Genomic DNA, 13,887 nt, shown 5'->3' with positions numbered 1-13,887 from the left:
AACAATATCCTCTTCACGTAGTTCTGCTCTTTCATTTGACGTAATACGGATGGGCTCGCCAAGTCTAGCTTCAACCCACAAATCCAGAGCAGGAAATCACCTTGTGTTGGAACCTCATGATTTTTTACTCCTTGTCGTACCTTGAATCATGGAATATCACATCTCCAAGATCTCTCAGGTGCCCAGCTCGGAGGTAAAAATCAAGGGATCAAGGGATACGTTCATCCAGTGGTTAGTCACTTCAGATCATGGCGCCCATTACGCGGTTAGAAAGTTCACCATCCTACCTCACGGAAGGATAGGCATGCACGTCCACAAGTACCAGGAGACGGTCATAATCACGAAGGGAAGATGTACCGTATGTGTGGGAGACAAGGTCCACGAGCTCGGTCAGGGCGATTTCATCTTCATAGATAGCGGAGTGAAACACGCGTTCCAGAACAAGGATGACACCCTAGAGTTCTTCTGCATCATAGACTACCCGGATGACATGACCATAACACCCGTGGACGATAACTGTCCACAGGAATAAACAATTTTTAGTATAATGTAAAATTCCCCTTAAAAACTAGAGAAGCTTAATATTTCAGATCTTCACATGATATTATGGACAGGTTAGAGGATAGGAAACCGGATGATGTTCTGGACCTCAGGGGAGAGGCGTGTCCAGAACCCCAGATAGAGATCGTGAAAAAGTTGAATCATATGAAGCCGGGCCAAGTTCTGGAGGTGATAAGTGACGAGGAACCAATGGACGTCACGATCCCCAAGATATGCGAGAGCAGGGGATATCCCTGCGTTTCCGTGAAGGAGGGCACGACTTACAGAATAAAGATCCTTAAGACCAAGTAGGGAAGTTGCAGGATAGGGGCTGGGGAAAGAGGAACGTAAAGAAACCCGAGTAGAAATAAAAAGGTAAGAGGTCTTAGTCGGATATGCCACAGTATCAAATTCTGGGGGATGACCTGCAATACCTAAAGGTACAACTTGCACCTCAGGAAGGGTTTTATGCCGACGCTGGACACATGATAATGAAGAATGCATCAGTGAACCTGCAGACCAGATTGAGGGGAGGGTTTCTCTCGGGGCTTAAGAGAATATTGACTGGAGGCTCGTTCTTCGTCACGGAATTTTATGGACCGGGAGAGATAATACTCTCCGGAATATTTCCGGGAAAGATCGTACCCATACAGTTACAGGGTGGATCTATCTTGGCAGAGGCTCACTCCTTCCTGGGAGCGGAAACCAGCGTCGAGTATGACTCGACAATGGCCAAACTTACCGCTGGATGGCTGGGTGGAGAAGGGCTTTTCCTCGCCAGGTTCAGGGGAGTGGGAAACGTTTTCCTTCATTCCTACGGTGGATTAATCGTGAAGGACCTAGCCCCAGGTGAGACCATACAGGTGGAAGCCTCGCACCTGATGGGCTTCCAGGAAGGAATGAACTATTCCGTCCAGCTGGTTGGAGGTCTGAGATCTGTGTTCTTCGCTCACGAGGGGCTGTTCTTCGTGACCATCACCGGTCCAGGCAGGGTATGGTTACACACTTTGACTGCAGAGCAGTTGGCCAGTGCACTGATCCCCTACCTTCCCACAGGACAGCAGGGAGGAATTGGTATAAACTTCTAGTTTGCTTTTTCTCGCTCCTGCGATATTTCCCCGCCTTATTCAAGGTCGTGTTGTAATTTATCACAGATTGCCGAGTTCAACAAGGAGACCAGCTCCTTTTGGTGCAAGACGTCTGCATGGACCTCTCATGTTCAGCCTCATCTCATGGACTTCAGCAACTCTCCAAGTATCCTCACGCCTTCCACTATCTCGTCTTCCTTGGCGAAGCTGAAGCTCAGCCTGAAGGAGTTTCGTCCCTGGTCGCTGGAGTAGAAGAACTTCTCTCCAGGAATAAACTTCACATCCCTCTTTAGCGCCTCCTTAAGCAATGAGGAAGAGTCTAGCCCTTCTTTTCTGCAGAGCGTGAAGAAACCTCCCTCCGTGTAACTGCATCCAGTATTTGAAGGGAAGTACTCCTCTATGGCATCGAGCATAACGTTCCTCTTCTTCCTGTAAAGGAGCAGGGAGTTCTCTATAATTGAGTCCACTAGATCCCTCCTGAGCATCTCCCCTATAATGAGCTGATCCAGCGTGGACACTTGATGATTTATTTCGCTCTTTATAATGGATAATTTTTCAAGTTCCTTTCCCTCATATCCTATGAAGCCCACCCTGAGCCCAGGGGATACGATCTTGCTGAAGCTTGAGATGTAGATCACCCTTCCTTCCCTGTCCAGCGATTTCAGTGCAGGATATGGGGGATCATCATAGGTAAAGAATCCGTAAATGTCGTCCTCTATAATCTGAAAATTGAAATCCGTTGCCAGCTCGAGAAGATGTTTGCGTCTGTCTCTAGTCATAACCCTCCCCGTCGGATTGTGAACTGGAACTACGTAAAAGTACTTTACCGGATCGGCCCACATTCTGAGAGCCTTCAACCTCTTTTCGAGGACATCCGTCATGGGACCGTGATCATCCCATGGAATAGGATATGCCCTCAATCCCCTGTAACTCATGGTGCTTATGAACCCCTGAAATGTTGGCTCCTCCGAAGCTACCATATTCTGCGAGAAGAGTTCCGAGAGGAGATATATGGCCTCCTTTGCCCCTCCCGTCACGAGTATCTGGTCTTCCTCCAGCGAGAAACCTCTCTTCCTCACAAAGTTACATATCTCCTTCCTCACCTCCTCAATTCCTTCGCTTGGGGCGTATTGCAGGGTTGTTTCGCTCCTATCCCTCAACAGGTAATCCACTATCTCGCCCATACGCTCCCAGGGAAACGTTCTCGGATCGGGTAGTCCTCCACCTATGTTTATTGGCATATCATTTTTCGATAGTGTGAATATAAGTTCTTTTTCATATGTAAGTCTAATACTGAGAGATTTAACATTGTTTTTAATATTCACTCCAACTATATAAGAAGATTTTTACTGCATCATGTGGTGGTCCTGCCGGATGGAAGGACTTACCCTCAGTGTTTAAGCAGAAGGATCAATTTCCTTTTATACTGTTCAATCCATGCTTAAAACATTAAGTCCAACGTATTTTTCTCTATAGGTATAAATTTTCTTTCTTAGGTTAACGGAAGGGACAGTACATGTAGTCAATTTGGTCAACTGGTTCCAGTTCCCTAATATTTCGTCACTGTGGGATAGGACGCACCCAATCCGCGAAACCTCGTCACAACTCGCAGAAACACATAAATTCTCTGCATAATAACAGCTAAACACTGGTTACACACCGTTAAACATAATCTAGTTGATCAAATAGTTAATGATTAGATAGTTAAGTTTTTAACCTCATCCTGCGTCTCTACTTACTTATGAACAAGACAATCATCTTGCTAGTACTCGTCCTTGGGACACTGATGGCTGCTGTGGACGGAACCATAGTTCTCCTGGCACTTCCTCAGATTGCGCAGGATCTACACGCTGACCTTTTCACGGCCATATGGGTCCTTCTGGCGTACCTTCTGGTTACAGCAATCCTCACCACACAAACGGGTAGGATAGGTGACATTTACGGCAGAGCTAAGATGTTTAATCTGGGCTTCGTGATTTTCACTGTTGCGTCGGCCTTATGCGGACTATCTGGTTCAATTTACCTTCTCATAACGTTCAGGCTCATTCAGGGGATTGGCGGAGCCATGATGACTGCGAATAGTGGGGCAATAGTGGCTGATCACTTTCCTCCCAACATGATGGGGAGAGCATACGGTTATACCTCCCTAGGTTGGAACATAGGTGCTCTTCTGGGGATTATTCTGGGAGGTGCACTGACAACTTTCCTGGGTTGGCCCTTCATATTCTACATTAACGTTCCCATTGGAATCATGGCCACAGTGCTAGGAGTGAAGTACATTCAAGATGTTAACAAGGTGAAGAGGGAACTGGACATCACTGGTGCCCTTCTGTTGGGGGCGTCTCTGGTGCTCATCTCCTATTCCTCTATAGTTATAGCCAGTGTTGGGATGGACACGCTGAACCTGGTAATGCTGGTGATGGGAATAGTCCTGGTTGGGGCCTTCATTCTGAATGAGAGCAGGGCTAAAAGTCCAATCATCGACCTCAAGATGTTCAGGTATAGGCTACTTGGTTACTCACTCACCGCCACATTCCTTCAGGCAGTTGGAGGTCTAGCGATTACCTTCCTTCTCATCATGTACCTTCAAGGAGTGAGAGGGTTATCCCCACTTAACGCGTCACTGTTGCTTCTTCCGGGATACGTGGTAGCAAGTTTCCTTGCACCCTACATGGGCAAGTTAACCGATAGGTACGGCTCCAGATGGTTTGCCACAGGAGGAATAGCAATTATCATGTTATCTGTGATCCTGTTCTACCTAGTGCTGACTCCCAACACCCCCTACACCCTGATTCTGCTGATCTCAGCAGTAAACGGTGTTGGATCAGGTATGTTCTGGCCCTCCAACACCAGTGCCATTATGGCCAGCGCTCCTAAAGGATATTTTGGTTCCGTCTCAGGTCTATCCAGGACGCTAGGGAACGTGGGGATCATTCTAAGCTATGTGATAACCCTGTCAGTTGCTGCGGCAGCAATACCCAAGGAGGTTGCCTTTGAAATATTCCTGGGAACCTCTAAGCTTAACGGTGGTCTCTCCTCCGTGTTTGTGGTGGGACTTCACTACGCCTTTCTGATCTCCGCAGTGGTGCTAGCCCTAGCCACCTTCTTCTCATTCCTTAGAGGAAAGGAAGTACGAACCGAGGAAAGGGTGAACTAGAAGGGCCACCTGGGTGGACCACTTATTCCGTGGGAGACGTAAACCTTCTTCACCCTGAACTGCTTCACCTTCTCCACGCTTTTCCTCAGGAGTTCAAAATCCTCGTAGATTGAGGGTAGCCTTAACCCCTTCTTTGTACCCTGCAACATATCACCAACCAGAAGTGCCTCCTCATCCTCCATGTAAAGGGTTATGGAGTCGTCAGTGTGGCCCGGAGTGTATATTACCTGAATTCCGGGGAAGACTTCACCTTCCTTGAGGGTTTCAGCGCCAAAAACTGGAGAAAGCCTAGCGTTAAAGAATGGGGACATTAACGCGAAGCCGATCTTCAGGGCTGTGGAGTGAAGAACGGGTTTCCTACCTATTCCGTTGGTCAGGTACCTCAACCCATTTTCATGTATCAGGTTCCTAGGTATCTTTAGTTCACCTGCACTACCAATGTGATCCCCGTGGGAATGGGTGTAGATGACCGCTTCGATCCTTCTGGAATCCTTTCCCAGACTTGTCACCGCGTTCAGGATCCTGTTGCCGTTTCCCTTAGTTCCTGAGTCCACTAATATTAGCTTACCCCTGACCTCGAGGAGAAATGCCTTTACGAACCTAAGATTGATCTCGTATATCACATGTAAACTTATACATCCTCAGTTTTATTTGGTGTCCTTTGATGGAGATCTTGGCCATCGTGCGAGGCCGGGACGCAGGATTTCTTTAGCATTGGACTAGAGAAAATAAATTCGTTAGATTGAGGATATTGCAGTTTATCATAAAAAATCTGAAAATGTACATGCAAAGGCTGGGAAACCTACAGATTAATGTTGAATGATGGCCCTTGTGGCCCAAAACCTCCAGGGGAAGGTGGCGAAGGCGGCGGGGCTCTGCTATAAAGCACATGGGCAAATTGAAGTATCGATACGTTGTGAACCCAGACTCTACCAGGTCCTGTGATCGTGACGAAGAAGAGTCCTTCTCCTCCCAGAAGCATGGTCTTAAGTCCTCCCACCCTCTGTATACCGTACTGCATTCCGCTATCGAAGGCTAGTAAATGTCCCGCCTCCACCTGTATCTGCTGATTGGGTTGTAGATTGAACGCTGAGACTCCCCCTCTGGCATGAACAAACACGTTACCTTGCCCGGTGAAACTCGCTAGAAAGATTCCCTCTCCTCCAAAGATACCAGCTAAAAGCTTACCAAGCTTTGCCCCGTACTGGACTGTGGACTCCGCAAAAAGGAAAGAATTATGCTCTACACTGAGGCCTTGTCCCATCACCTGAATTGGTATTATCCTTCCAGGGAAAAAGCTTGAAAATTCCACCATTCCAGGACCAGTTAACTCGAGAACGAAGAAGTCGCCTCCAGTCATTTCTCTTTCAAATGATTTTAAAATTCCACCTCTTGCACCCGCATTGATGTTTACTGAGGGATCCTTAGTTACTAAATGTCCTCCTTCACCGTACACCATTTCTCCCGGGTTTAGGAAAACTCTCACGTGTTGCATATCCTTTCCTAGGATACGATATTGCATAAATACGATAATCTTTTTCCAGTTAAAAATCTTTCCTCAAGTAATATAGTTAGTTTGAAAGTAATTTCATGAATTTTTTAAATTATAATAAATTCTTTTAAAAATAAAGAAAATTTTATCTTTTAAAAGTAGATGTTAGTAGAGATCTAAAGCGGTTGGATTAGGGAGGTGAAATAAGAATAATTTAGATCGTGCTTTACAAAAGCTTAAAACGCTCCGATATATGTCTGCAAGGAACAGTTCAATCACCAAAACTGAAATCGCGCAGTGTGTGAAGTGTCCGTTATAAAACGCGCCGAGTTCATTTTCAATTTTAAGAAATAATAAGAGCCATATATGAACTTAATTACAGTACTCAACGTATTAGAGATTGTATTTCAAAGTGCTTTTATTTATGAAAATAGGAAAAAGATGCAGAAAAATGATGCAAATTAACATCTCATAAAAACGAAGGGCCTGATTTTTGAGTTAAAATAGATGGTGATGGTGGTGATGGTGATGTTCCAGCTCCGCACCGCAATTGATGCAGTTCCTAGTACCTCTAGGATTTACAGTACCGCATTGAGGACAAGTGATCCCGTCCTGAGGAGTTGAGGGAAATTGCTGTGGATTCTGAAAGTCTTGTTGATAGGGTTGCTGTTGCTGAGATTGGTCACCCATCCATTGCTGTGTACCTTGTACAGCATTAGTAGGGTATTGATATTGTTGTGCCTGGGAGACAATACTGCCCTGTCCTCCCGTGAAGTCGCATCCACAAATTGTACAATACGTTGCATCATCTGGATTATCCCCGCCACACATAGGACATTTGATCATACACTAGTCTAATAGTTTTAAATATTAAACTTTTCTATTCTTAAAGCGATTAATTATATTTTAAAAGCTAATTTTAGAAAAAGACTTATATTCTTCATGTAAAGATTTTACTCTGTCCTGCCGATGGATAGGGTATTCGTATCTTCATCCCTTACTGTATCTTGATTAACCACTGAATATATATAGATTTTTTATTTAAAAGTCAAGCAATAATTCAAAACTGGTTCTATGAAAAGCCTGTACTTTCATAATGTCGTCAAACTTACATAAATTCGTTTTATGGCTTCGTGTCTTCGCAGTGAATTCCTTGAAACTTAAACTATACCGGCATGACTACGCTATGCGCAGTCCGAAGTATATCATAATGATAATTATATTTAAAATAGACACTTTTGTTTTAAGAGAGGGAACGACGTATTCATTATTTTTATTTCATGCAGGTCTTAGATAGATACTTTTCAGAAAACTCCAGAATATAGCTTATTATTTATCTTCTAACTGAGGGATTCATATGGAAACAAAAAATTATTTAAAGGCAACTGTCCTAGATAATCCCAATTTTCGTAAATCGGCAGGACTTCTCTCCATGATAGCCTTTTCTCTTGGAAACATTATAGGATCAGGTATACTTCTTTTGCCTGCAGTAACTGCCTCCATGGCAGGCGGATTAACCCCCATGATATGGCTAGCAGGTGGGCTGTTGTTACTTCCCCTAGTGCTAGTATACTCCCAACTGGCTAAAATGTATCCAGTAGTGGGTAGCAAGGTAAGATTCGTTAACGTAACTCACGGCAAAGTGCTAGCTTCAACCGTCGGCTGGCTTTACCTCATTGGTACCCTATTTGTGGTTCCCATAGAGGCTGAGGCCTCACTGCAATATCTCTCCTATATCTTTCCATCCCTTTGGAGCAATGGATCTCCAACTCCGCTTGGATACGGTGTCGAGGTGGCACTCGTATCCGTGATCTATTTCCTAGTTTACATGGGAATAAGGACACAGTCTGCTAGTGTCAACGTGATCACGTACGCCAAGCTTGGGATACTTACTCTTTATGTAGGTTTAGTAGGAATATTAGCATTTCACTCTTCTAATTTTAGTATTCCGATTCAATCAAAAACATCAACTCTGCTTGAGGCGATCGCGTTGACCATGTTCGCCTATGGAGGATTCAGAAGCGCAATGGTGTATGCAGGTGAGAGTAGAAACAAGGATCACACTGGAAAGGCTATCCTCATCGCATTTCTGCTATCCATGGCCGTTTATACCCTTGTACCCATGGTCTTTATTGGGTCTCTAACTCCAAGCATACTGGGGCACGGATGGGGTTACGTCTCCAAACTGACTGCGCCTCTCACCCAGAGCGCACTAATAGCAGGTATTCCAGTATTAGGTGCACTGTTCATCATTGATGGCATAATATCTCCCTCAGGTGCCTCCCTTATAGGTGCTGGGGATATCAGCAGGTATATGTACGCCCTGGTGAAGGTGGGGAGTGCACCCAAAATACTTGGAAAGGTTAGCGAAAGGCGCGGAATCCCAGTAGTTCCAACACTCCTGTCATTGATTGCGTCAGTCGTACTTCTCTTTGTATCTCCAACCTTCGAACAGTCCATTGGTTACCTCATAGCTGCTCACGTTCTCGGCTATGCCACTGGACCCATAAGCCTGTTCGTTCTGTCCTCTAGCTAGAACTTCAAGGCACTGTCATTCATAGGATTCATCACATCTGGACTAATCTATACTTGGCTTGGTTTCCCCAAGACTCTGTTTGGAACTCTAATCATAGCCATATCCCTTCTGATCATGTCCGTCATTAATAAACCCGTAAAGCCAGCGTTGTGGTATGCCGGATACGCAACGGCTCTCACGGTAGTGAGCTTTTCTTTGACCAACAGCCTTTACGAAATTCTCGCTACACTTGTTCTGGCCCCAGCGTTCTTCATTTTGGCTATTAAGTCCGCTGAAAGCTCTGGAGAAGTGGAAGTTTAGCCAAGAAACAAAAAAATGACAAGTTAGACTCCTTGCCGTGAAACGTGAGATTTAGTTTCTTTTTATTAAGTTGTTGTATTGACCGAAGAGATTTTATCTTTTCTCCTTTAACATTTATTTTTCGATCATATGATTCTCTAATGATCCCTAAATGTTTCTCACACCTAGGGAACAGGAAAAATTGCTCATAAGTGTGGCAGCCGAGGTTGCCAGGAGAAGAAAGGCCAAGGGACTGAAGCTTAACTACGTAGAGGCCCTGTCCATAATTACGGATTTCGTGCTCGAGAGCGCCAGAGAAGGGAAACCCATGTCTCAAATAATTAAGGAAGCACAGGAGTTGCTCTCTGAAAACGACGTCATGGAAATGGTACCATCAATGCTGGACGTTGTTCAGGTTGAGGCCACCTTTCCCGATGGTACTAAACTGGTTACCATCAGGAATCCAATCCGTGGTGGAGGAAATCATATAATCCCAGGAAAGGGAGAGGTGGAGATTGCTGAGGAGGAAATAGAGTTAGAGGTCACAAACGCGGGGGATAGGCCAATCCAGGTGGGTTCACATTATCATTTCTTTGAGGTTAACAAAGCGCTAAAGTTTGACAGGGAGAAGGCGTTCGGAATGAGGCTGGCAATTCCCTCTGGAACGTCAGTAAGGTTTGAGCCAGGGCAAACGAGAGTGGTCAAGCTGAGGCCCATTGGAGGAGCAAGAAGGATTGAGGGGCTTAACGGTCTCACAGAGGGTAGCCTGGAGAAAAAGGATCAGGCAGTGAGGAGAGCCAAGGAGAGGGGATTCATGTGAAAATTTCCAGAGAGAGATACATAGAGCTCTATGGCCCAACAGAGGGAGACATGATCAGGTTGGGGGATACTAACCTCTATGTCACCGTGGAGAGGGATTTAATCAGGAGAGGTGAGGAGCTAGTATTCGGGGCAGGTAAATCAGCACGCGATGGTCTGGGATTACTTCCCACGGTGAAGGAGGAGGAAGCCATGGATCTCATTATAACGAATGTGGTGGTGATGGACCCTCTCCTGGGAATAGTAAAGGCTGACGTAGGAGTGAAGGATGGGATCATAGTGGGTATAGGTCACGGTGGTAATCCCTTTACCATGGATGGAGTGGACTTCGTGCTTGGACCCTCCACGGAGATAATTTCGGGGGAGGGTTTGATCGCAACTCCTGGATTCATTGACACTCACATTCACTGGGTTGCACCCCAGCAGGTGTATGACGCCATTTCCGCCGGTTTCACCACCCTGATTGGCGGAGGGACTGGTCCAGCTGAGGGCACAAAGGCCACCACGGTTACTCCAGGGTCGTGGAACTTGAGGTTAATGTTATCCTCCCTTGATGAGTATCCCATTAACTTTGGGTTGACGGCCAAGGCCTCATCCTCCCCAGTAAGCATGGAACAGGTCCTTGAACAGGGAGCTTGTGGATTTAAGATTCATGAAGATTGGGGGGCAATGCCCAGGGTAATAGACGAGACCTTGTCCCTAGCTGACCAGAGGGACGTCCAAGTCACCATACACACGGATACCTCCAATGAAAGTGGTTTCCTGGAGGATACTCTTGAGGCCATAGGGGGCAGAACCATTCATGCATATCACGTTGAGGGTGCTGGTGGTGGTCATGCTCCGGATATCATTAAGATTGCAGGCGAACCGAACATCCTCCCATCCTCCACCAATCCCACCAAACCCTTTACTATTCACACCTACGAGGAGCACCTGGAGATGCTCATGGCAGTTCATCACCTGAATCCGAAGGTACCTGAGGACGTTGCATATGCCGAGTCGAGGATAAGGGCTGAGACCATGGCAGCTGAGGACTACCTTCACGACATAGGAGCCATCAGTATGATGTCCTCAGACTCCCAGGCAATGGGAAGGGTGGGAGAGACCGCAATAAGGACATTCCAGCTTGCGCATAAGATGAAAGAACTTGGGCTGGTAAACATGACCGATAACCAGAGAGTATTGAGATACCTGGCTAAAGTGACTGTTAATCCTGCCATAACCCATGGAATATCGGATTACGTTGGGTCCATGACCCCTGGAAAGGTGGCCGACATAGTGTTATGGGATCCCAGGTTCTTTCCGGCAAAGCCGTACATGGTGATTAAGGGAGGGGCCATCTCGTGGGCCTTAATGGGTGAGACCAATGCATCTATCGCTTACGCCCAGCCTGTCATGTATAAGCCCATGTTTGGCTTTCGTAACCCCCTCTCCCTCCTCTTCTCCTCTCAGGATGGAGTATCCAAGGCTGAGAAGGTGGTGCGCAGGAGGGTCGTTCCCGTGAAAAACACCAGAACCATCTCAAAGTCTCACATGAAGCTCAACGACGCTCTCCCCAAGATAGAGGTGGACCCTGATAAATACGAGGTGAAGGTGAATGGGGTCGTGCCCAAGGTGCCACCATCAAAGGAGTTGCCCCTTACCAGGCTATACTTCCTGTTCTAGGTGAGAAGGATGGAGAACGTGGTTAAGGTGAATTCAATCCCTGATGGAGTGAAGGTTCATGACCTAGTAACTGATAGGAGGTCAATTGAGATGGGTAGAGTGAAGGTAAACTTGGAGGACGGGATGCACGTAATAAGCGTGAAGGGGTTAAGGGATGGGGACGTTTTCCTCTTCAAGGATAGGTATTGGAGGCTGGTTCAGATGGAGGAGAAAGTGCTCCACATAAGCCTGACTGATTCGGTGGAAGGTTTCAGGATAGGATTTGCTGTGGGGAACTTGCACATGAAGGCTATGATCTCAGGAAAAGAGCTCTATATCCCGTTTGAGAACCCGAACCTTCCAAACCTACTAGCTTCCTTTAACCCAAGGATAGAGGTGACCAAGTTTATCCCAAATGTGGAGATACCCATAGAGGGGGATGTGGTCCAGTTTGTGGCGGATCATTAGGGCTTTCCATCTCTTCGATAGCTCCCTTCCCCTTGGGAGCTTCAATTACTCATTTGGGGTTGAGGAAGCGTATTATCAAGGCCTTAACGTGGAGGGATTCATAATGTCCACATTCAAGAATGTGATTGAAAGAGGTGACATACCCATAGCTAGGATAGCGTTTGAGGACCCTTGGAGGGCCAATGAGCTCTCAATTGCGTCGAAGCTAACAAGGGAGTTGAGGGAGGCCACAATCAACATGGGAAGATCACTGGCGCTGTTGAACCTGTGCGATGACGAGTTCGTTAACGCGGTGAGGAGGGGGATCAACGGAAGCTATCCTGTGGTCGTGGCCAGATGTTGCGTCTCAATGGGAATTGATAAGAACACCTGTTTAGCCGGACTTGCCTACTCGGAACTCGTTCAGATGGTTTACGCAGCGGTGAGGTTGGGAGCACTAAACTTTCTTGAGGGACAGAAACTGATAACGAGAGTGCTAAATGAGGTATCCCTGGAGGGAGATTTCGAACCCTTCTCTCCAGTTCTAGACGTGATTTCCAAGAAACATGAGGAGAGGGAACCGAAGGTGTTCATGTCATGATTAGGGTTGGGATCCTTGGTCCAGTGGGATCTGGGAAGACAAGTTTAATCGAGTTTCTTGCCAAGGAATACACTGAACGAGGTATCAAGGTGGGGATTCTCACCAACGACGTAGTATCCGCTTATGACGCCATGAGAATATATCATAACCTGGTGGAGAAACTGAGAATACTGCCCAGGGAGAACGTACTGGGTTTAGTCACGGGAGGCTGTCCACACACGGCCATAAGAGAGGATCCATCGCTTAACTTGAGGGCACTTGAGACCCTTGAGGAGAGGGCCAGGCCAGATCTGGTGTTCATTGAGAGCGGAGGCGACAACGTCATGTCAACTTTCAGTTCATCGCTCGCAGACTTCACAATTTTCGTCCTGGATACCTCAGCGGGAGATAAGTATCCGGGTAAGGGAGGTATAGGGATCACTGAAAGCGACCTGCTTGTTGTGAATAAGATAGACCTAGCTCCCTATGTCCAAGCTGACCTGAACAAGATGAGGGAGGACTCGGTTAGGGTTAGAAGGGGAAAGCCCAGCGTGTTCATCAGCCTGAAAACCGGTGAGGGGACTCAGGAACTTGTAAGAGTGCTGGACGAGGAGTTGGGACTTGAGGGGATACCTAGGAATAAGGGATAACGGGGACGGCCTAATCATAGAGAGGGAGGGTGCACTGAATGCCATTCTCACTCAAAACTTGTTAATATTAGTAAACCCCTCAGAGGTCCTAGCCAATGATGACGAACTGGAATATAACATAGAGGTTAGCAGGAGAACGATCACTGACCAAGCGTTTACCAAGGTTCTCTCGGACTCCAACGTTAAAATAAAGTCAAGGGTGAGACTACTCAACTCTAACTATCTGATCCATCCAGTTGTCTTCTATAACAGGGCCAACGTATTGATGGAGAGCGACTTTTACGTCGAGGGAAGTGCCACCATAGTGGAGACGTTCATTCCTGGAAGAAGAGGTAAGGGGGAGAGATTCCTCGAGGGAAACGTAAAGTCAGTGACCAAGGTGTATATAGGGGATAAACTAATGATTTATGACGTTTTTAGAATGAGGAACGGGGATTACCTAGATCCCTGGGTGATGGGTGACGGTTGCCTCTTGACGACGTATCATGTTAGGGAAGGGGATTTCTCCTTCTCAAGGGAGATACTGCCTTTCACCAAAGTTCATCAGAGATGGTCTGATCTCACAAATATTTGGTTTTAAACGATCCACAGATCCCTCTTTAATAGTTGAGGCCTCAAATGTCTCAGCTTCCTGGCGAAGCTTGACCCAACGCTG

General features: G+C 46.5%; 16 protein-coding genes. 12 read left to right on the top strand and 4 right to left on the bottom strand.

Annotated features, from left to right (window positions below):
• Positions 1–145 precede the first annotated feature (145 nt).
• The 3 genes from L3N51_RS09475 to L3N51_RS09465 all read left to right on the top strand — a co-directional run bounded on the left by L3N51_RS09475 (position 146) and on the right by L3N51_RS09465 (position 1,628).
• Entirely contained in the window at positions 146–532 is a 387-nt protein-coding gene (locus L3N51_RS09475; protein ID WP_238026935.1) for a cupin domain-containing protein, read from the top strand.
• A gap of 74 nt (positions 533–606) precedes the next feature.
• Positions 607–852 (top strand): sulfurtransferase TusA family protein, encoded by a 246-nt coding sequence (locus L3N51_RS09470; protein WP_238026909.1) that lies wholly within the window; start codon positions 607–609, stop codon positions 850–852.
• 83 nt (positions 853–935) lie between these two features.
• Entirely contained in the window at positions 936–1,628 is a 693-nt protein-coding gene (locus L3N51_RS09465; protein WP_238026908.1) for a TIGR00266 family protein, read from the top strand.
• Positions 1,629–1,765: 137 nt separating this feature from the next.
• On the opposite strand, the gene L3N51_RS09460 is transcribed toward L3N51_RS09465, so the two are convergent.
• Complete coding sequence (locus tag L3N51_RS09460) at positions 1,766–2,869, bottom strand: PLP-dependent aminotransferase family protein (RefSeq protein ID WP_238026907.1); 1,104 nt, start codon at positions 2,867–2,869, stop codon at positions 1,766–1,768.
• Between the two features lie 500 nt (positions 2,870–3,369).
• Between L3N51_RS09460 and L3N51_RS09455 the strand changes: the two genes are divergently transcribed.
• Positions 3,370–4,785: an MFS transporter gene (locus tag L3N51_RS09455; RefSeq protein WP_238026906.1), complete on the top strand. Its 1,416-nt coding sequence runs from the start codon at positions 3,370–3,372 to the stop codon at positions 4,783–4,785.
• Here the strand turns inward: L3N51_RS09455 and L3N51_RS09450 are convergent.
• The 3 genes from L3N51_RS09450 to L3N51_RS09440 form a co-directional block, all read right to left on the bottom strand.
• Positions 4,782–5,408 carry an MBL fold metallo-hydrolase gene (locus L3N51_RS09450; protein WP_238026905.1) on the bottom strand — a complete coding sequence of 209 codons (627 nt, stop codon included), beginning with the start codon at positions 5,406–5,408 and terminating at the stop codon, positions 4,782–4,784. The two genes, L3N51_RS09455 and L3N51_RS09450, sit on opposite strands and share 4 nt — an antisense overlap.
• 179 nt (positions 5,409–5,587) lie before the next feature.
• Positions 5,588–6,307 (bottom strand): TIGR00266 family protein, encoded by a 720-nt coding sequence (locus tag L3N51_RS09445; RefSeq protein ID WP_238026904.1) that lies wholly within the window; start codon positions 6,305–6,307, stop codon positions 5,588–5,590.
• Positions 6,308–6,855: 548 nt separating this feature from the next.
• The gene (locus tag L3N51_RS09440; RefSeq protein WP_238026903.1) at positions 6,856–7,086 is read right to left on the bottom strand and encodes a hypothetical protein; all 231 of its coding nucleotides are present in this window, start codon (positions 7,084–7,086) and stop codon (positions 6,856–6,858) included.
• A gap of 548 nt (positions 7,087–7,634) precedes the next feature.
• On the opposite strand from L3N51_RS09440, the gene L3N51_RS09435 reads away from it, so the two are divergent.
• The 8 genes from L3N51_RS09435 to L3N51_RS09400 all read left to right on the top strand — a co-directional run bounded on the left by L3N51_RS09435 (position 7,635) and on the right by L3N51_RS09400 (position 13,812).
• On the top strand, positions 7,635–8,813 hold the full coding sequence (locus L3N51_RS09435) for an APC family permease (RefSeq protein ID WP_238026902.1): 1,179 nt from the start codon (positions 7,635–7,637) through the stop codon (positions 8,811–8,813).
• A 114-nt stretch (positions 8,814–8,927) separates the two neighbouring features.
• The gene (locus L3N51_RS09430) at positions 8,928–9,113 is read left to right on the top strand and encodes a hypothetical protein (RefSeq protein ID WP_238026901.1); all 186 of its coding nucleotides are present in this window, start codon (positions 8,928–8,930) and stop codon (positions 9,111–9,113) included.
• A gap of 151 nt (positions 9,114–9,264) precedes the next feature.
• Positions 9,265–9,912, top strand: a complete 648-nt coding sequence (locus L3N51_RS09425; protein WP_238026900.1) for an urease subunit gamma — start codon at positions 9,265–9,267, stop codon at positions 9,910–9,912.
• Complete coding sequence (gene ureC, locus L3N51_RS09420) at positions 9,909–11,576, top strand: urease subunit alpha (RefSeq protein ID WP_238026899.1); 1,668 nt, start codon at positions 9,909–9,911, stop codon at positions 11,574–11,576. Before L3N51_RS09425 ends, ureC begins: the two co-directional genes overlap by 4 nt.
• Positions 11,577–11,585: 9 nt before the next feature.
• The gene (locus L3N51_RS09415) at positions 11,586–12,023 is read left to right on the top strand and encodes an urease accessory protein UreE (RefSeq protein ID WP_238026898.1); all 438 of its coding nucleotides are present in this window, start codon (positions 11,586–11,588) and stop codon (positions 12,021–12,023) included.
• Positions 12,007–12,603, top strand: coding sequence for an urease accessory protein UreF (locus L3N51_RS09410; protein ID WP_238026897.1), 597 nt, complete (start codon positions 12,007–12,009; stop codon positions 12,601–12,603). Before L3N51_RS09415 ends, L3N51_RS09410 begins: the two co-directional genes overlap by 17 nt.
• Positions 12,600–13,232 carry an urease accessory protein UreG gene (gene ureG / locus L3N51_RS09405; protein WP_238026896.1) on the top strand — a complete coding sequence of 211 codons (633 nt, stop codon included), beginning with the start codon at positions 12,600–12,602 and terminating at the stop codon, positions 13,230–13,232. The genes L3N51_RS09410 and ureG overlap by 4 nt, the downstream gene beginning before the upstream one ends.
• Complete coding sequence (locus L3N51_RS09400) at positions 13,204–13,812, top strand: urease accessory protein UreD (protein ID WP_238026895.1); 609 nt, start codon at positions 13,204–13,206, stop codon at positions 13,810–13,812. The genes ureG and L3N51_RS09400 overlap by 29 nt, the downstream gene beginning before the upstream one ends.
• The last annotated feature ends 75 nt before the right edge of the window (positions 13,813–13,887 follow it).

Origin of the sequence: Metallosphaera javensis (ex Hofmann et al. 2022) (assembly GCF_022064045.1) — an archaeon.
Classification (GTDB): Archaea; Thermoproteota; Thermoprotei_A; order Sulfolobales; family Sulfolobaceae; genus Metallosphaera; species Metallosphaera javensis.
The sequence above is the reverse complement of the archived record's forward strand: the minus strand, read 5'-3'. Positions and strand labels throughout refer to the sequence as shown.